Below are 24,208 nucleotides of genomic sequence, written 5' to 3' on the forward strand. Positions count from 1 at the left end.
CGCCGCGCCCCGAAGGCGGCCGGGCGCGACACCGCACGCCTCGCCGATTCGCACGCCTGGCTGGACGCCCGGGACGACACCCGCGTGCTGGCCGAGTGGGTCACCGGGCACCCGGTCGACTGGCAGCGGCTGTACGCCCCGGGCGCCCGCCCGGAGCGCCTCGGCCTGCCCACCTACCCCTTCGCGGACGAGCGCTACTGGGCGGGCCGCACCCGCCGCCCGGCCGCACCGGTGGCCCACCCGCACCCGCTGCTGCACCGGGCCGCGTCCGGCGGCGTTGACGGGGCCGAGGCGTACGAGTCGCGCTTCGACGGCAGCGAGCCGTTCCTGCGCGACCACCGCGTCCAGGGCGGCCGGGTGCTGCCGGGCGCCGCGCACCTGGAGATGGCGCGCGCCGCGCTCGCCCGGGCGATCGGCCCGGAGCACGCCGACCACGTCCGGCTGTCCGACGTCGTGTGGCTGCGCCCCGCGCTGTGCGGGCGGGAGGGTCTCGACCTGCGCGTCACCGTGCGCGCGACGGCCGAGGGGGCGTACGAGTACGCCATCCACGCCGTCGACCGCGACGGCGAGCGCACCCTGTGCAGCCAGGGCCGGGCGAGTGTGACCGGCGGCGCCGGGAGCCGTCCGCCGCTCCTGGCCGCACTGCGCGCGCACTGCGCCGAGGCCGTGTTCACGGCCGATGACCTGTATGACCTGTACGCGAAGGTCGGCATGGAGTACGGCCCGGCCCACCGCTCCCTCGCGGGCCTCGGCGTGGGTACCGACGGCGAGGGGCGGCCGCAGGTCCTGGCCGAGCTGCGCCTTCCCGCGGCGGCCGAACCCGTGGACCGCTACCTGCTGCACCCGAGCATCGTCGACGGTGCCCTCCAGGCCACGATCGGCCTCGGCCTGACTGCCGGGGCGCGCACCGAGCAGGCCGGGCGGCCCGCGCTGCCCTTCGCCCTCCAGGGTCTGACGGCGGCGGGGGCGACCCCGGCGACGGCGTACGCCTGGATCCGCCACCAGGACGGCAGCCGCCCCGACGCCCCCTTGGCCAAGCTCGACGTGACCGTCCTCGACGAGCGCGGTCAGGTGTGCGTGGAGCTGACCGGGCTGAGCGCCCGGGTCCTGCCGGGCGTCCCCAGTGAGCGGCCCGCGCCCGCACCACTTCCGCAGGCGGCGGTGACGCCGGTGACCGCGCCCGGCGACGCGCCGTCCGCCGACCGTGCCCTCGACTACATCCGCGGGCAACTGGCGACCGCGCTCGAAGTCGCCCCCGAGCGGCTGGACGTGGACACCCCGCTGGAGCACTACGGCATGGACTCCATGATGGCGATGGAGCTCACCCGCCACCTCGAAGGGCCGTTCGGACCGCTGTCCAAGACGCTGTTCTTCGAGGTGCGCACCATCAGGGCGCTGAGCGAGCACTTCCTGGCCGAGTACCCGGAGCAGGTGCGGGCGGCCCTCGGCGCGTCCGGCGCCGAGCCGGTGACCACGTCCACGTCCGCGTCCGCCGCCCTGGTGGACTCCACGGGCGAATCCAGCGGTGAGCGCCGTGGCCCGCGTGCGCGCACCGACATCGCGATCGTCGGTGTGAGCGGGCGCTACCCGGAGGCCGAGGACCTCGACGCCTTCTGGCGGAACCTGCGCTCCGGCCGCGACTGCATCCGGGAGGTTCCGCGGAGCCGCTGGGACCACCGGGAGCACCCGGGTGGCAAGTGGGGCGGCTTCCTCGACGGCGTCGACCGGTTCGACCCGCTGTTCTTCCACATCTCACCGCGCGAGGCCGAGTACCTGGACCCGCAGGAGCGCCTGTTCCTCCAGTGCGTGCACCACACCCTGGAGGACGCCGGATACACCGGTGCGAACCTGGCCCCGGCCGGCAAGGTGGGGGTGTTCGTCGGGGTGATGTACGAGGAGTACCAGCTCCACGGCGCACAGGCGCAGGCACGCGGGCAGCACGTCGCTCTTTCGGGCAGCCCCTCGTCCATCGCCAACCGCGTCTCGTACTTCTACGACTTCCACGGGCCGAGTATGGCCGTGGACACCATGTGCTCGTCGTCGCTGACCGCGATCCACCTCGCCTGTGAGGCGATCCGCAGCGGGCAGTGCGAATCGGCGGTGGCGGGCGGCGTGAACGTCAGCGTCCACCCCAACAAGTACCTGATGCTCAGTCAGGGCAGGTTCACGGCGAGCGACGGCCGCTGCCGCAGCTTCGGCGAGGGCGGCGACGGCTATGTGCCCGGCGAGGGCGTCGGCGCGGTCCTGCTGAAGCCGCTGGACCGGGCGATCGCGGACGGCGACCACATCCACGCCGTCATCAAGGGCACCGCGCTCAACCACGGCGGCCGCACCCACGGGTTCTCCGTGCCGAGCCCGGCGGCACAGGGCGAAGTCATCGCGGCGGCGCTGGCCGAAGCCGAGGTCTCCCCGGCCGCGCTGAGCTACCTCGAAGCCCACGGCACCGGCACCGCGCTCGGCGACCCGATCGAGATCGCGGGCCTGGTCAAGGCCTTCCGCACGGCCGGTGGCGGCGCGCTGCCGCAGAGCCTGGCGATCGGCTCGGTCAAGTCCAACATCGGCCACTGCGAGAGCGCGGCGGGCATCGCCGCGGTCACCAAGGTGCTGCTCCAGCTCAAGCACCGCGAGCTGGTGCCGAGCCTGCACTCGGCCGTGCCCAACCCGCACATCGACTTCGAGCGGACGCCCTTCCGGGTCCAGCAGCACCTGGAGCCGTGGCACCGTCCTGCCCTGACGGTCGGCGGCGAGGAGCGCGAACTGCCGCGTGTGGCCGGGGTGTCGAGTTTCGGCGCGGGCGGCTCCAACGCCCATGTCATCCTCGCCGAGTACGAGCCGGAGCCCGCGCACCGCGAGGTGCCCGCCGACGGGACCTGGCCGGTGGCCGTGGTGCTGTCCGCGATGAGCGAGCAGCAGCTCGTCCAGCAGGCTCGCCAACTGCGGGCCCGCGCCGAGGAACTGGACGACACCGACCTCGCGGCCGTCGCCTGGACGCTCCAGACCGGCCGTGTCGCGCTCGACGAGCGGCTCGCCTTCACGGCGACCTCGATCGAGTCCCTCAAGCAGCACCTGGACGCCTTCGTCACCGACCCCGCCGCGCCCGGAACCCGGCCGCGCGGGACCGTACGGCCCGACGGCGACGTGCCGCGCGAGACCGCCGAGACCGTCCGCGCCTGGTGGGAGCAGGGGCAGTACGACGAGGTCCTGGCCCGCTGGGTGCGTGGCCTCGCGGTCGACTGGGCGTCGCTGCACGGCACCGACGCGCCGGTGCGGCGTGTGAGCCTGCCGGGCTACCCGTTCGCCCGAGAGCGCTACTGGCTCGACACCGAGGACGTGGCGGATGCAACGGCCCAGTCGCGCCACGACGAGCTGCTGCTTCTGCGGCCGGTGTGGGAAGAGGCCGCCGCGGCGGACGAGGGCACGGCCGAGGAGTACGCCGAGCACCATGTCGTCCTGATCGGCTCGCTCGACGCCGCCGGGCGGGACGCGTACGCGGCCGCGCTCACCGGGACGACCGCCTTCGAGGTGGTGGAGCCGGGCGAGGTGTCGCTGGATTCCCAGTACTTGGACGTCACCCGGCAGGTGTTCGCCCGGACCCGCGAGCTCCTGGCGGGCGGCCCGCGCCGGCCCGTGCTGCTCCAGGTGGTCCTGACAGGCGGCGGCGGTGCCGCGGAGTGCTTCGGCGGTCTCACCGGACTGCTGAGGACCGCCCAGTTGGAGAACCCCCGGCTGCGCACGCAGTACCTCGACTGCCTGGACGGGGCCCCGGCCCCGGCCGTCGCCGCCCGGCTGCTCGCCGAGGCGCATCGCACGGCCGAGCCCGAGGTGCGGTACCGGGACGGGCGGCGGTATGTGCGGCGCTTGGACGAAGTGACTCCCGCGCGCCCGGCGGCGGCGCCGTGGCGCACCGGCGGCGTGTATCTGATCACCGGAGGTGCCGGAGCCCTCGGCCTCGTCGCGGCGCGCGAGATAGCCGACGGCGTCGAGCACGCCACGGTCGTCCTCACCGGCCGCTCCCCGCTGGACGCGGAGCAGTCGCGCGCGCTCGACGCCCTGCGGGCGGCCGGGCTGCGCGTCGACCACCGGCGGACGGATGTCACCGACCGCGCGGCGGTGGACGGGCTGATGGCGTACGTCGAGGACACTCACGGTCCGCTCACCGGCATCGTGCACAGCGCCGGTGTGCTGAGCGACGACTTCATCGTCAGGAAGACGTCCGAGGAGCTGGCCCGCGTGCTGGCCCCCAAGGTGTCCGGCCTGGTCAACCTGGACGAGGCGAGCAAGGGCCACCCGCTGGAGCTCTTCATCTGCTTCTCGTCCACCAGCGGCGCCTTCGGCAACCCCGGACAGGCCGACTACGCGGCCGCCAACGCCTTCATGGACGCCTATGCGGTGCACCGCAACCGCCTCGTCGGTGACGGGCTGCGGCACGGCATGACGCTCTCCGTCAACTGGCCGCTCTGGGAGGACGGTGGCATGCAGGTCGACGACGCTACCAAGGAACAGCTCCGGCAGATGGACCTCGCGCCCCTGGACACCGGCAGCGCCCTGCACGCCCTGCGGGTCGGCGCGGCCGCCCGCGGCAACGGCCTGGACGACGGCCGCCTGGTGGTCGTCGCGGGCGACCGCGAGGCACTCCTGCCGAGACTGACGGCCCGTCATCACACAACTGGGGAAAGGGAATCGGTGCAGCAGGAGCAGCCCGTACCGGGCGCCGACCGCGCGCTCGTGGACCATACCGTCCGCCATCTGCGACAGCTGCTCGCCGGGGCCCTCAAGCTGGGCGTCGAGCGGCTCGACGCCGACACACCGCTGGAGCGGTACGGCATGGACTCGGTCGTGGCGACCGATCTGATCGCCCGCCTGGAGGAGAGCTTCGGCCCGCTCTCGAAGACCCTGTTCTTCGAGATCCAGACGGTCCGCGCGCTGGCGGAGCACTTCGTGGCCGAGTACGAGGGCGTGCTGCGGACGATGTTCGGTGAGCCCGGAGCGCCGCGCCCGGCTGTGAGCACGGTGCGGCCTGCCGAGCCCGTGCGCACGGCGGCGGCCGTCGCCGGCGCGGCCGACCGGTCCCCGCGCCCCGGTCCCCTGTCGGTCGACCAGGACGTCGCGATCATCGGGATCAGCGGGCGCTACCCGCAGGCCGCCGGCCTGGACGCGTTCTGGGGGAACCTGCGGTCCGGCAGGGACAGTGTCACCGAGGTGCCGGCCGAGCGCTGGGACCACGACGCGCTGTTCGACACGGACCGGGACGCGCCCGGCCGCACCTACTGCCGTTGGGGTGGCTTCCTCGACGGCGTCGACCGGTTCGACCCGCTGTTCTTCGGCATCTCGCCCCGTGAGGCCGAGGCGATGGACCCGCAGCAGCGGCTCTTCCTGGAGACGGTGTGGGAGCTGCTCGAAGGGGCCGGGGTCACCCAGGACGCCATCGAGAAGCGCTACGGTCGCCGGGTCGGTGTGTACGTCGGCTCGATGTACCAGATGTACCGGGCCGACGAGGCGGACGTGCCGCGCGCGGCGCTGACCTCGGCGACCTCGTACAACATGATCGCCAACCGCGTCTCGTACTTCTTCGGGCTCGAAGGCCCGAGCCTGGCCGTGGACAGCATGTGTTCGTCCTCGGCCCAGGCGATCCACCTCGCCTGCGCGGACCTGCTGCGCGGGGAGAGCGAGCTGGCGATCGCGGGCGGGGTGAACCTCACGGTCCACCCGGACAAGTACCTCGCGCTCTCCCAGGCGCAGCTCCTGGGCAGCCACCCGGGCAGCCGCAGCTTCCGCGACGGCGACGGGTATCTGCCCGCCGAAGCCGTCGGCGCGGTGTTGCTGAAGCCACTGGCCGCCGCGCTGCGCGACGGCGACACCGTGCACGCGGTCGTCAAGGGGAGCGCCTCGCTGCACGGCGGCCGGGCCAATGGCTTCATGACGCCCAGCCACCGCACCCAGGTCGCCGTGATGCGGCGGGCGTTGGAGCGGGCCGGTGCGGCGCCCGAGTCGATCGGTTACGTGGAGGCGGCGGCCAATGGGTCGGCGCTCAGCGATGCCGTCGAGTTCAGCGCGCTGCGCGAGGTCTTCGGCGCGGTGCCCGAGCCGGTCGCGCTCGGTTCGGTGAAGTCCAACCTCGGCCACCCCGAGGCGGCCTCCGGTATCGCCCAGCTGACCAAGGTGGTGCTCCAGTTGCGCCACCGTGAGCTCGCCCCGCTGGTCGAGGGCGGCACCGCCAACCCGAACCTCGACTTCGAGGCCGCGCCCTTCGAGCTGTCCGAGCGGCTCGCGCCGTGGCAGCCGCGCCCGTCCGAGGGGCAGGGCGTTCGCCGCGGTCTCATCAACTCCGTTGGTGCCGGGGGCAGTTACGTGAGCCTGGTCGTCGAAGAGGCGCCGGTATCCGGCGCGGAACCGGTGGCAGGTGACGGCGGGCCGCAGCTCGTCGTGGTCTCGGCCAAGGACCCCGAGCGGCTGCGCGACACCGTCCGTCAGCTGCTCGACTTCGTCGACGGTGACGCTTCCACCGGCCTCGCGGACCTCGCGTACACCCTCCAGACCGGGCGCGAGGCGCTGCCGGAGCGGTTCGCGGCCGTCGTGGGCTCACGGGCCGAGCTGCGCGCCGCGCTCGCCCACCACCTCGGCGAGGCGGACGGTGCTGCCGAGGCGCTCGGAGTCCAGGTCCAGGGGGGCAACACCGAGGACGGCGCCAACCCGCTGACCGCCCTGCTCTCCGGTGCGCACGGCGAGGCGTTCGTCGCCGCGCTGGTCGCGGACGGCGACCTGGACCGGCTCGCCGGGCTGTGGGCCGGCGGCGCCAAGGTCGACTGGGACGCGCTGCACGCGGGCCGGCGCCGCAGGAGGGTCACCCTGCCGACCACGCCGTTCCGGCGCAAGCGGTACTGGATCGGCCGCACCTGGCAGCAGCCGCGGCCGGACGGGCAGCGGGTCGACGCCGGGCAGCAGCCCCGGCGGGACGAGCAGCCGCCGATCGACACGGCACCACAGCCGCGCGAGGCCGTACAGGCCCCCAACGCACCGCAGCTGCCCGAGGCCACGCGAGCCCCGCAGCCGTCCGAGGCGCTGCGGCCGCCCGACGACCTGACCCGCTACCTCGCGGGCTTCTTCGCCGACGCCCTGGGCCTGGACGCGGGCGAACTGCCCGCCGACAAGGACCTGCACGGCTTCGGCGTGGACTCCATCCTCTGGTCGAGGCTCCGGCGCCGGATCGAGGCCGACCTCGGTCTGCGCCTGTCCACCCGCGACATCCTGGAGGGCGCCACCCTCGAACGCATCGCGGCCCGCCTCACCGGGCTCCGCGCCGCGACCGGCGCCGCCGAGCCCGCCACCGACCCGGCCCCCGGCCCGGGTCCGGACACCGAAGACCCCCGGGCCGCCAAGGCCCGGGCGCTGGAGCAGTTCCGGCAGGGGCACGTCAGCCTCGAAGATCTGAAGGCACTCATGAAGGAAGCACCGAGCGCGTGAACGAGGATCAGATACTGGCGGGCTTCAAGGCGGGCACCCTCTCCGCCGACGACGTTCTCGCCTTCTACGAAGAGCTCCAGCGCCACGCGGCCGAGCGCCCCCTCTCCGAGGGCCAGAAGGGCCTGTGGCTGCTGCACCGGCTGCGGCCCGACACGGACGTCTACAACGTCCCGGTCTGCTTCCGCACCGACGCGCCCCTCGACGTCGACCGGCTGCGCCGGGCCTTCGCCCTGGTGGTGGCGGCCCACACCCAGCTCTCCGGCGCGGTGACGGAGCGGGACGGCGTGCCCTACCTCGTCGCCTGCCCCGACCGGCCGGTCCACTTCCGCCACGAGCGGGTGCCCGGCCTTGCCGAGGACGCGCTGCTGGCTGAGGTGCGCCGGGCGGCCAAGACCCCCTTCGACCTGGCGTCGGACCCGCTGGCGCGGGCGTACGTCTATGAGACGGACGCCCCCGGGGCCGTCGTCCTGCTGGTCTTCCACCACCTGGTCTTCGACGGCGCCTCCACTCCGCTCTTCCTGCGGGACCTGGTGTCCGCGTACGAGACTCTGGGGCGCGGCGCCGACTGGAAGTCGTCCGCGCCGGACGTCTACGACGAGTTCGTCCGATGGGAGCAGGCCTTCCTCGACGGGCCCGAGGGCGCGCGCCACCGCGCGTTCTGGCAGCGGACGCTGGCGGGCGACCTGCCGGTGCTCCGTCTCGGCGTCGAGCGCGCGCCCGCCCCCGGCGCCCCGGTGCTCGGGCGGACCGCCTCGCTCGCGCTGTCCGGCGCCGCCGGTGACCGGGTGCGCACCTGGTGCGCGGCGAGCGGAGTGCGGCCCGCCGTGCTCTTCCTCGCGGTGTACGAACTGCTGCTGCACCGCTACAGCGGCGAGCGGGACCTGATCGTCGGCGTGCCGTCGATGGGCCGCCCGGACCTCGCCCACGCCGACTCCGTGGGCTACTTCGTCAACATGGTGCCGGTGCGGTTCGGGCCGCGGGAGGACGTACCGTTCCGCGAGTACGTGCGCGAGCTCTCGCTTGTCCTGGCCGACGGACTCGACCATGCCGGATACCCGTTCCCGCGCATGGTGCAGGATCTGAACCTCCAGTCCGACCCGGACTCCTCGCCGGTCTTCCAGGTCTCCTACGTCTTCCAGAACCAGCGCATGATGCACGTCGCGGACGAGGTGCTCGGCCTGGAGCTCGCGCGGTCGATCCAGTTCGTCGAAGGGATTTCACAGGAGGGGGAGTTCAAGCTCCACCTGGAGGTCTTCGAGAACGCCGACGACTACGCACTGCACCTCAGGTACGACGCCCAGCGCTTCGACGCCGCCGACGTCGAGCGGTTCCTCGGCCACTACGAGCGGCTCCTGGACTCGCTGCTCAAGGGCGCCGAGCGGCCGCTGTCGGCCGCCTCGCACCTGTCGGACCAGGAGCGACACCGGCTGCTTGTGGAGTGGAACGACACCCGGCGCCCCTACTCCGAGGACAGCTCCCTGCCCGAGCTGCTCGACGCCGCCACGGCGCGCCACGGCGACCGCACCGCGGTGGTGTTCGGCGAGCGCTCCTTGACCTATGCCGAGCTCGGGGCGCGGATCGACGAGGTCGCCGCCGAGCTGCGCGGACGCGGGGTCACCGCGGACACCGTGGTCGGCGTCTGCATGGAGCGGTCCGTGGAGATGGTGGTCGCCCTGTGGGCGGTCATGAAGGCGGGTGGCGCCTATCTGCCGCTGGAGCCGGGCTACCCGGCCGACCGCCTCGCGTACATGATCGAGGACTCGGGCGCCCAACTGGTGCTCGGACAGCGGCACGTGAAGGGCGACGGCCTGTCCGCCGCCCGCGAGGTGCTGTACCTCGACCGGGAGGGCCGCGTCGAGGGCGGCCGGTCCGAGCGGGCCGTCGCGGGAGGTTGCGCCGCCACCGCGCGCAGCCTGGCGTACGTCATCTACACCTCCGGCTCCACCGGCCGCCCCAAGGGCGTGATGGTCGAGCACCGGGCGGCCATCAACCGCATCGAGTGGATGCAGAACGCGTACCGCCTCGACGTGGACGACGTCGTGCTGCAGAAGACGCCGTTCAGCTTCGACGTGTCGGTGTGGGAGTTCGTCTGGCCGCTCCTCAACGGTGCCCGGCTGGTCGTCGCCGAACCCGAGGGCCACAAGGACCCCGACTACCTGGTCTCGCTGATCCGCCGCACCGGTGTGACGACCCTGCACTTCGTGCCCTCCATGCTGCGCCTGATGGTGGAGAACGAAGGGTGGGCGCGGTGTGCGTCGGTGCGCCGGGTGTTCTGCAGCGGCGAGGCCCTGCCGCCCGAGCTGCCGGCGCGCCACTACGCGGTGCACCGCGCGCCGCTGCACAACCTGTACGGCCCGACCGAGGCCGCCATCGACGTCAGCCACTGGACCTGCCCGCGGGGCGAGGAGCCGCGCACGGTCCCGATCGGCCGTCCGATCCAGAACATCCAGCTCCATGTGCTCGACGACTTCGGCCAGCCGGCGGCGGTCGGCTGCGCCGGAGAGCTGCACATCGCCGGGGACGGTCTGGCCCGGGGCTACCTCAACAACCCGGACCTGACCCGGGACCGGTTCGTGGCGAACCCGTTCGCCACGGTTGCCGACGCCCGGATGTACCGCACCGGCGACCTCGTACGGCGCCTCGCGGACGGCACCCTGGAATTCCTCGGCCGCATCGACAACCAGGTCAAGGTCCGAGGCTTCCGCATCGAGCTCGATGAGATCGAGGCCCGGCTCGGCGCCCACCCCGAGGTGCGCGCATGCGCGGTGCTGGCCCGCAAGGACAGCCCGGGCGACCCCCGCCTGGTCGGCTACGTGGTGCTCGACCCGGGCTTCGACGAGGTGCCCGGCCGCGACCACCACGCCGAGCTGCTCACCCACCTCAAGGACGCGCTGCCCGACTACATGGTCCCCGGCGCCCTGGTCCGCCTCGACGCGCTGCCGGTCACCGCCAACGGCAAGCTCGATCGCAAGGCGCTGCCCGCGCCGGACGCCGGTGCGTACGCGGCGCGCGCCTATCTCGCCCCGCGCACCCCGGCCGAGGAGATCCTGGTCGGGATCTGCGCCGAAGTACTCGGGTTCCCGGCGGACCGGATCAGCGTCGAGGACAACTTCTTCGCGCTGGGCGGACATTCGCTGCTCATCCCCAAGCTCACCGCGCGACTGACCGCCGCCGGCCTTCACTGCGACCTGCCCGCGGTCTTCGCGGCAGCCACGCTGGCGGAGCTCGCCGCGTCCGTGGACGGCAGCGGCGCCAGTGACACCTTCGTGGTCCCGGCCGCGCGCGTTCCCGAGGGCTGCACCCGGATCACGCCCGACATGCTGCCGCTGGTGGAGCTGACCGAGGACGAGCTGGCGGCGGTCGTCGCGGCCGTGCCCGGCGGCGCCGCCAACCTCCAGGACGTGTACCCGCTGGCCGCCCTCCAGGAGGGCATGCTCTTCCACCACCTCAAGGAGAGCGGCCGCGACCCGTATGTGCTGTCCGGGGTGTTCTCCTTCGACAGCCGCGATCACCTGGACCACTTCGCCGAAGCTCTGCGCGCGGTGATCGCCCGCCACGACGCGCTGCGCACCGCGATCCTCACCGACGGTCTTGCGCAGCCCGTGCAGGTGGTCGTCCGCCGCGCCGAGCTCACCGTGGACGAGTTCGCGGTCGCCCCGGGCGGTTCCGCGGCGGAGGAGATCCAGAGGCTGCTGTCCGGTTCGCAGGCGATGCGCCTGGACCGGGCGCCGCTGATCCGGCTGCGCGCGGTCCGCGACCCGGGGAGCGGGCAGTGGTCCGCGGTGCTCAATCTGCACCACGTCATCGACGACGCCACCTCCCTGGGCTTCCTCTTCAAGGAGCTCGTGGCGCACATGACGGGCCGCGCCGCCGAGCTCGCCGCCCCGGAGCCGTACCGCAACTTCATCGCGCACGCCGCCCACCGGGCCAAGGCCCTGGACCCGGCCGCGTACTTCGGCGAGCGGCTCGGCTCCGTCACCGAGCCCACCGTGCTGTTCGGCATGCAGGACGTGCACGGCGACGGGCGCCGGGTCGCCGACCTGCGCAAGCCGCTCGACGCGGAGCTCGGCGAGCGGGTGCGCACCCGGGCCAAGGAGCTGCGGGTCAGTCCGGCGACGCTCTTCCACGCGGGCTGGGCGCTGGTCGTCGCGGCCTGCGCCGGGCGCGACGACGTGGTGTTCGGAACCGTGATGTCCGGGCGCCTGCAGGGCCCCCGGGGTATCGAGAGGATGCTCGGCAACTTCATCAACACCCTGCCGGTGAGGCTCGACCTCACCGGGCGCGACGTGCGCGAGCTGGTGGCCGAGACCGACCGCGCGCTGCGCGAGCTGGTGCGCCACGAGCAGACTCCGCTCGCCGTCGCCCACCGCCACAGCGATGTGCCCCGCGACACCCCGCTCTTCAACGCGATCTTCAACTTCCGTCATCTGGAGTCCGACGACCGCATCGACGAGGACGAGCTGGAGCGCGCGGGCGTCCGGTCGCTGGCCGGGGTGATCGAGCGCAGCAACTACCCGGTCGCGCTCTCGGTCGACGACCTGGGGCACTCGTTCTCCCTGGACGCGCAGATCGACCAGGCGCAGGACGCCGCCCTGGTCATCGCGTACCTGGAGGCCGCCATGACCGGGCTGCTCGGCGCGCTCGACACCGAGGAGCCGGTGGCCGCCCTGGACATCTCCGTCCTGCCCGAGGCGATGCGCCGGCAGCTGCTCGTCGACGACAACCGGCGCCCGCGTTCGTACGCGGACGACCGTGCTCTGCACGAGCGGTTCGAGGCGGCCGCCGCCGCGACCCCCGACGCCGTCGCCCTCTCCTACGGCGCCGAGAACCTCACCTACCGCGAACTGAACGCCCGCGCCAACCGGCTCGCCCGCCATCTGCGCGAGCTGGGCGTCGGTCCGGACGTGCTGGTCGCGCTCTGCCTGCCGCGCAGCGAGCACCTCGTCGTCAGCCTGCTGGCCGTCCTGAAGGCGGGCGGCGCCTATGTGCCGCTGGATCCGGCCTCCCCGGTGGACCGGCTCGGCCATCTGCTCAACGACAGCGCGCCGCGCGCCCTGCTGGTGGACGGCCCGCTGCCCGAGGGCCTGCGCGCCCCCGAGGTGCCGATGGTGGACGTCCGGGCCGACGCGGAGCTCTGGGCCGACCGTCCGGACACCGATCTGCCCGCCGCCACCACGGGTCTGACGCCCTCTCACATGGCGTACGTGATCTACACCTCGGGGTCCACCGGCACGCCCAAGGGCGTGATGGTCGAACACCGCAATGCCACCCGGCTGTTCACCGCCACCGAGCCGTGGTTCGGCTTCGGCCGCGACGACGTGTGGACGCTGTTCCACTCCTTCGCCTTCGACTTCTCCGTGTGGGAGATCTGGGGCGCGCTGCTGCACGGCGGCCGTCTGGTGATCGTGCCGCAGGCCACCACCCGCAACCCGAACGACTTCTACGCCCTGCTGTGCGCGGAGGGGGTGACCGTCCTCAACCAGACGCCCAGCGCCTTCCGGCAGCTGATCGCGGCCCAGGGCGACAGCCCGGCCGCACACCGGCTGCGCACGGTCGTCTTCGGCGGCGAGGCCCTGGACGTCGCCGCACTCAAGCCGTGGCTGCGCCGCGCGGCCAACAAGGGCACCCGGCTCGTCAACATGTACGGGATCACCGAGACCACCGTGCATGTCACCTACCGGCCGCTGACCGAGGCCGACGCGGAGCTCGCGGTGAGCCCGATCGGCGAACGGATCCCCGACCTGCGCACCTACGTCCTGGACCGGCACGGGCGGCCCGCCCCCGTCGGCGCGGTCGGCGAGCTGTATGTCGGCGGTGACGGCGTGGCCCGCGGCTACCTCAACCGGCCCGAGCTCACCGCCGAGCGCTTCCTGGACGACCCGTTCTGCCCCGAGCCCGATGCGCGGATGTACCGCACCGGCGACCTGGCCCGGGTGTTGCCCGACGGCACCCTGGAGTACCTGGGCCGCAACGACGACCAGGTGAAGGTGCGCGGCTTCCGTATCGAGCTCGGCGAGATCGAGGCGAAGCTGCTGGCCCACCCGGGCGTCGAGGACGCGCGCGTGGTGGTGCGCGAGTACGGCGAGGGCGACCAGCGCCTGGTGTCCTACGTCGTGCCCTCGGCCGAGCGCGCGCACGCGGTGCGCGAGCTGCTGCGGATCGAGCGCACCGAACCCGAGGCGCTGGAGCGGACGTACGAACTGCCCAACGGTATGACGGTGTTCCAGCAGAACCGCAGCGAGACGGACTTCGTCTACGAGGAGATCTTCACCAACCTCGAATACCTGCGCAACGGCATCACCATCCGCGACGGCGACACCATCGTCGACGTCGGCGCCAACATCGGCATGTTCACCCTGTTCGCGGGGACGCGCTGCCCTGGCGCGCGCATCCTCGCCTTCGAGCCGATCCCGCCGGTCTTCGACTCGCTGCGCCGCAACGTGGAGCTGCACGGGCTGAACGCCCAGGTGTTCGCGTGCGGCCTGGCGGCCGAGGCGAAGGAGGAGACGTTCACCTTCTACCGCCACAACACCGTCATCTCCAGCAGCGTCACCACCGCCGAGCAGGCGCACGAGATGGTCCGCTCCTACCTGCGCAACCAGGAGGAGCTGACCGAGGACGGCACGGTCGCCGGTGACGAACTGGTGGCCGAGCTGGTCGACGCGCGCCTGGACAGCGAGCGGTTCACCTGCGAGCTGCGCACCTTCTCGGAGATCGTCGCCGAGCAGGGACTGGACCGCATCGACCTGCTGAAGATCGACGTGGAGAACGCCGAGTACGAGGTGCTCAAGGGCATCCACTGGCGCGACTGGCCCAAGATCCGCCAGCTGGTGGTGGAACTCCACGACGTGGACGGCCAGTTGGAGAAGGTGGAGACCCTGCTGCGGGCGCTGGGCTACCGGGTGGTCAGCGAGCAGGACAACCGGCTGCTCCAGGGCACCCCGCTCTACAACGTGTACGCGATCCGCGAGGAGGGCGCCCGCGTGCCCGGGACCGGTGAGCAGGAGGCGGCGCCGCGCTGGGCGGCTCGCACCGCGCTGCTCGACGATGTCCGCACCGCCCTGGCCGAGGCGCTGCCCGAGTACATGGTCCCGGCCGTCCAGGTCCTGCTCGAAGCACTGCCGCTCACCCAGAACGGCAAGCTGGACCACCGGGCGCTGCCCGACCCCGAGAGTGCCCGGAGCCGGGGCGAGCGTCTGGTCGAGCCCCGCACCGACACCGAGCGCGCCGTCGCGGCCGTTTGGGCCGAACTGCTGCACACCGACGTGGAGCAGCTGGGCCTGGACAGCAACTTCTTCGCCCTCGGCGGCAACTCGCTGCTCGTGACCCGACTGGTGAACCGCCTCAAGCAGCACAGTGGCGCGGACCTGCCCATCCAGGCCGTCTTCGACGCCCCGACACTCGTCGGCATGGCCGCTGAGCTGGAGCGACATGCGCCCACGGGCGGGGAGGAGGCCCTGCTCGACGTGGATAGGATCCGCGAGAGCCTCGGTCTGATCGAGAGCATGAGCGACGAAGAGCTGGACGCTCTGGAAAGCCAGAACCAGGAACCCGGGGCCGGACGATGACCACTGTGAACGAAGACAGCGCCGACCTGATCAAGAAGATCAGGTCGCTGCCCGCCAAGCGGCAGCGCGCCCTGATCGCGCTGCTGCGCAAGCAGGGCGTGGACCTCTCCGCGCTCGACACCATCCCCCAGCACCCCCGGTCCGCGACCGAGCCGGTGCGGCTCTCCTTCGCCCAGCAGCGGCTGTGGTTCCTGGCCCAGCTGGACGGGACCAGCGCGTACTACAACATCCCGATGGCGCTGCGGCTCAGCGGTCCGCTGGACCGCCCCGCGCTCCAGCGGGCGCTGGCCGAGATCGTCCGCCGCCACGAGGTGCTGCGCACCCGTTTCGTGGAACGCGACGGCGTTCCGTACCAGGAGATAGGCGACGGCGGCGACTTCGCCGTGGCCTATGAGGAGCTCGCCGACCCGGCCGCGCTGGCCGGCGTGTGCGAGCGCGAGGCGGTCACGCCCTTCGACCTGGCGCACGAGTCCCTGATCCGGGTGCGCCTGCTGCGTGAGTCCGAGCGGGCGCACGTCCTGCTGGTCACCATGCACCACAGCGTCTCCGACGGCTGGTCGCTCGGCGTGTTCTTCCGCGACCTGGTCGCGCTGTACGAGGCGTACTGCGTGGGCGCCGAGTCGCCGCTCGACGAGCTGCCGATCCAGTACGCGGACTACGCGCACTGGCAGCGCCAGTGGCTGGTCGACGAGGTGCAGGAGCGCCAGGTCGGCTACTGGAAGGAGCGGCTGGCCGGGGTCGACGCCCGGCTCACCCTCCCCGCCGACCTGCCGCGCCCCGAGATCAAGACGTACCAGGGCAGGCACGAGCGGTTCACCTGCCCGCCCGAGCTGCTGCGTCGACTGCGCGAGGTGAGCGAGCGGCACGACGTCACCCTGTACATGACGCTGCTCGCGGTGTACGCGCTGGCCCTGCACCAGTACACCGGTGAGAGCGACATCGCGGTGGGCACCCCGGTGGCGGGGCGCACCCGGCTGGAGGCCGAGGGCCTGATCGGGTTCTTCGCCAACACCGTGGTCATGCGCACCGACCTGTCCGGCGATCCGACCTTCCACGAGCTGCTCGCCCGGGTCAAGCAGAGCGCGCTGGCGGCCTACGACCACCAGGACGTGCCGTTCGAGGCCATCGTGGACGCGCTGAACCTGGAGCGCAGCCTCAGCCACTCGCCGGTCTTCCAGACCATGTTCGTGCTCCAGGAGGCGCAGTCCGAGCGTGAGGTCCGCCTCGGCGCGCTCGACGTCTCGCTGATCGAGTTCGACTTCGACATCACCAAGTTCGACCTCACCCTGGATCTGCGCGAGACGCCGGACGGGCTGGTCGGCGCGGTGGAGTACGCCACCGCGCTGTACGAGAGCGAGACCGTACAGCGCTTCGTCGCCCACTACACCCGGCTGCTCGCCGCCGTCGCCGAGGCGCCCGGCGCGCGCGTCTCCCGTCTGTCCGCGCTCGACGAGGCCGAACGCCACCAGGTCCTCACCGGGTGGAACGACACCCGCCACCCCTTCTCCGACGAGAGCTGCCTGCACGAGCTGTTCGAGGCGGCCGTGGGACGCCACCCCGAGCGCACCGCCGTCGTCTTCGGTGAGGACGCGCTCAGCTACGCCGAACTCAACGCCCGCGCCAACCGCATCGCCCACGCCCTGCGGCGCCACGGCGTCGGCCCGGACACCGTGGTCGGCCTGCGCATGCAACGCTCGGCGGAGATGGTGGCCGCGATCCTCGGCATCCAGAAGGCGGGCGGCGCCTATCTGCCCCTTGAGCCGACCTACCCCGCCGAGCGCACCGCGTACGTGGTCGAGAGCTCCGGCGTCGAGGTCGTCCTCACCCAGCCGCACCTGGACACCGAGGCGGTGTCCGGGGTGAAGCATCTGCTGACTGTCGACACCGAGGGACGGGTCGCGCACGCGGGCAAGGAGCTCACCGGCCTCGACGAGGACAACCTCGACGCGGCCGAACTCGGGCTCAACTCGGGCCACTTGGCGTACGTCATCTACACCTCTGGCTCCACCGGCCGCCCCAAGGGTGTGATGATCGAGCACCGCGCGGCGGTGAACCGCATCGAGTGGATGCAGCACACCTACGACCTGGGCGAGGACGACGTCGTCCTGCAGAAGACGCCGTTCAGCTTCGACGTGTCGGTGTGGGAGTTCTTCTGGCCGCTGATGGCGGGCGCGCGGCTGGTCGTTGCCGAGCCCGAGGGTCACAAGGACCCCGCCTACCTCCTGTCCCTCATCCGCCGCACCGGCGTCACCACCCTGCACTTCGTGCCGTCGATGCTGCGCTCGGTCGTGGAGGAGCCGGGCTGGGCCGACTGTGCGTCGGTGCGCCAGGTGTTCTGCAGCGGCGAGGCCCTGCCCGGCGATCTCTGTGCCCGGCACTACGCCCTGCACCCCGCCCCGCTGCACAATCTGTACGGCCCCACCGAGGCGGCCGTCGACGTCAGCCACTGGACCTGCCCGGCCGACCGGCCGCTGCGCACGGTCCCCATCGGCAGCCCCATCCACAACATCCAGCTGCACGTCCTCAACGAGGCGTTGGAGCCGCAGGGCATCGGCTGCGTGGGCCAGCTGTACATCGCCGGGGCCGGGCTCGCACGCGGCTACCTCAACAACCCGGACCTGACCCGCGAGCGGTTCGTGCCCAACCCGTTCGACGACGCCCCGGGCGCCCGGATGTACCAGACCGGCGACCTGGTGCGGCGGCTCGCCGACGGCACCCTGGAGTTCCTCGGGCGCATCGACGACCAGGTCAAGCTGCGCGGCCACCGCATCGAGCTCGGCGAGATAGAGCAGCGCCTCACCCAGCACCCCGCAGTGCGCGCCTGCGTCGTAGTCGTCCGCGAGGACCAGCCCGGCAGCGCGCAGCTGGTGGCGTACACGGTCCTGGAAGGCGAACCGGGCGAGTACCGGAACGAGTTCGCCGCGCACCTGGAGCGCGCCCTGCCCGACTACATGGTGCCCAGTGCCTTCGTGGTCCTGGACACGCTGCCGGTCACCGCCAGCGGCAAGCTCGACCGCAAGGCCCTGCCCGCCCCCGGCATCGACGCCTACGCCCAGCGCGCCTACGTCGCCCCGAGCTCCGGCACCGAGCAGCTGCTCGCGGACGTCTGGGCCGAGCTGCTCGGCTTCGACGGGGAGAAGATCAGCGCCGAGGACAACTTCTTCGCGCTGGGCGGCCACTCGCTGCTCATCACCGTCCTGATCGCCCGCCTGAAGGAGCACGGCCTCGCCGTCACCGTACGGGCGGTCTTCAACGCCCCGACGCTGGCGCTGCTCGCGGCCGAGATCGACGGCGCCGAGGCCGGCGCCGACTTCAGCGTCCCGCCGAACCTCATACCGGCCGACTGTGAGCGGATCACCCCCGCGATGCTGCCGCTGGCGGACCTCACCCAGGCCCAGCTCGACGCGGTGGTGGCGACTGTTCCCGGCGGGGCGCCCAATGTGCAGGACGTCTACCCGCTGGTCCCCTCGCAGGAGGGCATCCTCTTCCATCACCTGATGGATCCCGACAACGACCCGTATGTCATCCCGATCCTGCTGGCCGCCGAGGACGCGGCCGCCGGGGACGCGTTCGCCGCCGCGCTTCAGTCGCTGATCGACCGGCACGACGTGATGCGCACCGCCGTGCTGACGGCCGGGCTGAGCGAACCCGTCCAGGTCGTCCACCGCACCGCCCAGCTGCCCGTCGAGCACGTGACGTTCGATGCGGACCGGGACGCCGAGGAGCAGGCCCGCGCCTTGCTGGAGCAGCCCGGACGGATGACGCTCGGCCGGGCCCCGCTGCTGAAGCTGGCAATCGCCCAGGACCCGCACTCCACACGACGGTTCCTGCTGCTCAGCGCCCACCACCTCATCGAGGACGCGACCTCGCTGCGCCTCATCCTCGACGAGCTCGTCACCCACATGGCCGGACGGGTCGACCGCCTCGCGCCGCCCGCGCCCTACCGCGACTTCGTCGCCCACACCCTGCATCGGCTGGCCTCCGACGACGCCGAGGTGTTCTTCCGGGACCGGCTCGGCGACGTCACCGAGCCGACCACGCCGTTCGGCCTGGCCGATGTGCGCGGGGACGGGCGAGGGGTGCGCGATCTGCGCCGTTCGCTGGCGCCGGGCCTGACCCGTGATCTGCGCGCGCAGGCCCAGCGGCTGCGCACCAGCCCGGCAGCTCTCTGCCACGCGGCCTGGTCGGTGGTAGTGGCGGCGTGCAGCGGCCGCGACGACGTGGTGTTCGGCACCGTCCTGTCGGGCCGTCTCCAGGGCGTTCCCGGCGTGGAGCGGATGCTGGGCAACTTCATCAACACCCTGCCGCTGCGAGTGCGCCTGGCCGGGCGCACCGTGGGAGAGCTGGTCGCCGAGGTCGACTCCGCGCTCAAGGAGCTGATCACGTACGAGCAGAGCTCGCTGATCGCCGCCCAGCGGTCCAGCGGGGTCGAGGGCGATGTCCCGCTCTTCAGCTCGATGATCAACTTCCGGCACTTCGAGCCCGGCCGCGACGACGACGGCCCCACGGGGACCGACGCCCAGGGCGTGCGCTGGCTCGGCTCGGTCGACCGCACCAACTACCCGGTGGGTCTGTCCATCGACGACATCGGCACCGAGCTCTCCCTCAACGCCCAGGTCGACGCCTCGCTGTCGCCCGACGCGCTGATCGGCTACCTCGAAGCGGCGCTGGCCGGCATCGTCACGGCGCTCGTCACCGACGGCGGCGCGAGCACCGAGGCGCTCGCCGTCGACATCCTGCCCGCGCCCGAGCGCGACCGGCTGCTCACCGACTGGAACGCCACCGCGCACCCCTATCCGCAGGACAGCTGTCTCTTCGAGCTGTTCGAGGAGCAGGTGGAGAGGCGGCCCGACGCCGTCGCCGTCGAGCACGGCGACACCGCGCTCAGCTACGCCGAGCTCAACGCCCGCGCCAACCGCGTCGCCCACGAGCTGCGCGAGCGGGGAGTGGGCCCGGACTCCCTGGTGGGGCTTTGCGCCGAGCGCTCGCCCGAGCTCGTCGCCGGTCTGCTCGGCATCCTGAAGGCGGGCGGCGCATATGTGCCGATCGACCCGGGCTACCCCGAGGCCCGTATCCGCACGCTCATCGAGAGCTCCGGTGTCACCCTGGTGCTCAGCCAGTCCCATCTGCCGACCGCCGTGCTGGAGGGCACGGACGTGCTGCACCTGGACACGGGGCAGCGCGCGGCGGACGGCGTCCAGGTCCTCGCGGACCACCCCGAGCACAACCTGGCCCGTGCCGAACTCGGCCTCACCCCCGACCACTTGGCGTACGTGATCTTCACCTCGGGTTCCACGGGTGTGCCCAAGGGCGTGCTCGTCGAGCAGCGCGGTGTGGTGCGCCTGGTGCGCAACCGGGAGTACTTCCCGACCGACGAGAAGACCGTGGCGCTGCACCACTCGTCGATCTCCTTCGACGTCGGCTCGCAGGAGGTGCTCGGCCCGCTGCTCAACGGCGGCCGGCTGGTGCTGCACGACGGCGACTCCAAGGACGTGGGGCAGCTCCTGGACCGCGTGGAGCGCTCCGGGGTCACCATGATGGCGCTGTCGGCCGCGTTCCTGCCCGCGTTCGCCGAGGCCTCGCGCCACCGCACGCTGCCGCTGGCCTATCTGGGCGTGGGCGGCGAGGCGTTCTCCGCCCGCGACGTGCGCATCCTGTACGCGGCGCACCCGGGCCTGACCGTCGTCAACGCCTACGGCCCCACCGAGAACAGCATCGCCTCCACCTGCCACGAGATCCCGCGCGACATCGGCGAGGACGCGCCGATCCCGATCGGCCGCCCCATCGGTCAGGCCACCGCCCATGTCACCGGCCCCGGACTGCGGCTGGTGCCGTGCGGCGTGGTCGGCGAGCTGTGCGTGGGCGGCGCCGGCGTGGCACGCGGCTACCTCGGCAACCCCGACCTGACCGGGGAGAAGTTCGTCGCCGACCCCTTCTCCGACGCTCCGGGCGCCCGGCTGTATCGCACCGGCGACCTGGTGCGTCGACTGCCCGACGGCGCCCTGGAGTTCGTCGGCCGGATCGACGACCAGGTGAAGGTGCGTGGCTTCCGCGTCGAGCTCGGCGAGATCGAGAGCGCGCTGCACACCCACCCCTCGGTGCACAGCGCCGTCGTCACCACCCGCGACAGCGGCGACACCAAGAAGCTCGTCGCCTATGTCCGCCCCACGGACGCCTGGCTGGACACCGCCGCCGAGGAGCAGAACGCCGAACACCTCGGCCAGTGGCAGAAGCTCTTCGAGGACCAGTACGCGGCGGCCGACGACGAGAGCGCCGACGCCACCGACGCCGAGCTCAACCTGGTCGGCTGGAACAGCAGTTACACCGGTGAGCTCATCCCCGAGCCCGAGATGCGCGAGTGGATCGACGGCACGGTGGCGCGGATCGAGGAGCTGCGGCCCCGTCGGCTTCTGGAGATCGGCTGCGGCACCGGACTGCTCCTGTACCGCTACGCGGGCGCCTGCGAGTCGGTGCACGCCGTCGACATCTCCGCCTCGGCCCTCGCCGGGGTCGAGCGCGGCGCCGAGCGGCGCGGCTGGTCGCACGTCACCCTGAGCCAGGGCGACGCCCTGTCGGTGACGGCACCGGAAGGCACCACCTTCGACACGGTCGTCCTCAACTCCGTCGTCCAGTACTTCCCCAACCGGGTCTACCTGGAAGAGGCCATCGCCCGGATCCTGCCGCTGCTTGAGGACGGCGGCCGCATCCTGATCGGCGACGTCCGCAACCTCGACCTGTTCTCCGCGCACCTCGGCGCGATGGAGCGCAGCCGTACGCAGGTGCGCACCTCGGCCGGGGCGCTCGCCGCCCAGGTCCAGCGCCGCCGCCGACAGGAGGGCGAGCTACTGGTCAGCCCCACCTTCTTCGCGGGCCTGGGTGAGCGTTTCCCGGAGCTGGGCACCGTCGACCTGATCGTCAAGCGGGGCCTGGGCGACAACGAGATGCTCAGCTACCGCTACGACGTGGTCCTCACCAAGGGCGCGGGCGCGCCCGCCGAGCCGCTGCCGTGGCTGGAGGCCGACTCGCCGCAGGCGCTGCGCGCGCTGCTGGCGGGCGAGGTGCCCGAGCGGTTCGGCGTCACCGGCTTGACCAACCCCCGCATCGAGGACGACGTCCTGGTGGCCGAGGGCCTGACGCGCTGGCCCGCCAACCGCCAGGTCGACCCGCTGCCGGGCGGCGCCCGCCTGTCCGCGGCGGCCACCGAGCGGATACGCGAGCTGGAGTCGGCCCTGCGGTACGCAGAGGCGAGCGGGTTCAGCGTCGCCGCGACCTGGTCGCAGGACCGCCCCGACGGCCTGGATCTCGTCCTTGGCAAGGGGGAGCTGCCCCGGGTGCGGGCGCGCGGCGCCTACCGCCGCCCGCAGCTCGCCAACGCCCCGCAGGTGGCCCGGATGGGCCAGACCATGACCCGGGTGCTGCGCGAGCACCTTTCGGCCAGGGTGCCCGAGTACATGGTGCCCAGCGTGTTCGTGGCACTCGAAGAGCTGCCGATCACCGCCAACGGCAAGGTAGACAAGAAGGCGCTGCCCGCCCCCGACGAGAGCGATGTCCTCAAGGAGGTGTACGTCGCCCCGCGCACCGAGACCGAGCGGACGCTGTGCCGTTTGGTCGAGGACGTGCTGGGTCTTGGCCGGGTCGGTCTGGAGGACGGCTTCTTCGACCTGGGCGGCCACTCGCTGCTCGCCACCCGGCTCACCAGCCGGGTCAAGCAGGAGACCGGCAAGGACCTTCCGCTCCAGGTGGTCCTGAGCGGCGCCACCGTCCAGGAGATGGCGGCGGCCCTGGAGGAGGCCCCGGCGGACGAGCCGGTGGCACTGGAGCTGCCCGCGCCCGGCGACAGCGCCCTGAGCGCGCCGCTCTCCCTCCAGCAGAGCGAGCTGTGGTTCCTCCACCACCGCGAGCACCTGGGCACGGCGTACGACAACGTGCAGATGGCCTACCGGATCGTCGGCACCCTGGACCGCGCCGCCTACGCACGCGCCTTCGAGGCGCTGGTGGCCCGGCACGCGGTGCTGCGTACCAGCTACGTCCTGCGCGACGGGGCATATGTGCAGCAGGTCAACGAAGCCGGTGGCTTCGCCGTCGCCTTCGAGGAGATGGCCGGGGACGCGGCGGTTGCCGAGTGGCTGCGGGCCGAGCGCGCACGGCCGTTCGCGCCGCAGGACCGCCATATGCTGCGGGTGCACCTCCTGACGCTGTCGCCGCACGAGCACATCGCCGTCGTCACCCGCCCGTGGGGCATCTTCGACGGCTGGTCCACCGGCGTCTTCCTGACCGAGCTGAACGCGGTGTACGCGGCCCTGCGCCGGGGCGCCGAGCCGGGACTGCCCGAACTGCTGCTCCAGTACGCCGACTTCGCCCACTGGCAGCACCGCGCGGTCGACGCGGCGGAGCTGGCCCGGCAGGAGGCTTACTGGCGCGGTCAGCTGGCCGGGCTGCCCGCCTGCCTCTCGCTGCGCACCGACTACCGCCGCCCCGCCGTCAAGTCCCACCGGGGCGCGACGGTGGCGGTGAATGTCCCGGCCGAGCTGCTCGTACAGCTGCGGCGATACGGCCAGGAGCGGGGCGTCACGCTCTACATGACGCTCCTGTCCGCCTTCGCGGTGCTGCTCGGCGCGTACGGCGAGGACCGCGAGGCGGCCATCGGCTCGCCGGTGACCAACCGCCCGGACCCGGCGCTTGAGCAGCTGATCGGCTACTTCATCAATGTGCTGGTGCTGCGACTCGATGTGGCCGGGGAGCGGAGCTTCGACGAGCTTCTGGCCCAGGCCAAGCGCGTCACGGCCGAGGCGCACGAGCACAAGGACGTGCCGTTCGCGCGGCTCGCCCAGGAACTGGTCGCCGAGCCCGATCCGGCGCACTCGCCACTGTTCCAGGCGATGTTCAACCTGATCCCGGCGCCCGCACCGACCCCGCCGGGCGAGGAGGCTCCCCTGCCGGAGTTCGCGACGCTGCCGGTTTCCTCGGACGCGGGGGTGGCGAAGTTCGACCTCAACCTGGTGGTGCGCGAGACTCCGGCGGGCCTGAACGGCTATCTGGAGTACAGCACCGATCTGTTCGCCGGGCGCACGGCCGAGCGGATGGCCGCGCTGTACGAGCGGCTGCTGCTGAAGATCGTCGCCACCCCGGGTGCGGGCCTGGCCGAGCTACGCGCGGCCGCGGCCGACGCGGAGCTGTGA

The 24,208-nt window shown here is 72.5% G+C and carries 3 protein-coding genes; all 3 read left to right on the forward strand.

The genetic code is table 11. The annotated features are described in order from the left end of the window. The first annotated feature begins 84 nt into the window (after window positions 1–84). The 3 genes from A8W25_RS30295 to A8W25_RS30305 are packed head-to-tail and all read left to right on the forward strand — an operon-like array spanning window position 85 to window position 24,208. A complete protein-coding gene (locus tag A8W25_RS30295; RefSeq protein ID WP_234386658.1) occupies window positions 85–7,461 on the forward strand; it encodes an SDR family NAD(P)-dependent oxidoreductase in 7,377 nt (2,458 codons plus the stop codon). Then, window positions 7,458–15,029: a non-ribosomal peptide synthetase gene (locus tag A8W25_RS30300; RefSeq protein ID WP_067167615.1), complete on the forward strand. Its 7,572-nt coding sequence runs from the start codon at window positions 7,458–7,460 to the stop codon at window positions 15,027–15,029. The genes A8W25_RS30295 and A8W25_RS30300 overlap by 4 nt, the downstream gene beginning before the upstream one ends. Beyond that, entirely contained in the window at window positions 15,026–24,208 is a 9,183-nt protein-coding gene (locus A8W25_RS30305) for a non-ribosomal peptide synthetase (RefSeq protein WP_067167617.1), read from the forward strand. The genes A8W25_RS30300 and A8W25_RS30305 overlap by 4 nt, the downstream gene beginning before the upstream one ends.

This window comes from Streptomyces sp. ERV7 (assembly GCF_001653515.1).
Taxonomy (GTDB): domain Bacteria; phylum Actinomycetota; class Actinomycetes; order Streptomycetales; family Streptomycetaceae; genus Streptomyces.

What these genes read in the sequence shown, in the direction of transcription:
- A8W25_RS30305 (WP_067167617.1), top strand. Translation starts at nt 15,026, where the DNA reads ATGACCACTGTGAACGAAGACAGCGCCGACCTGATCAAGAAGATCAGG.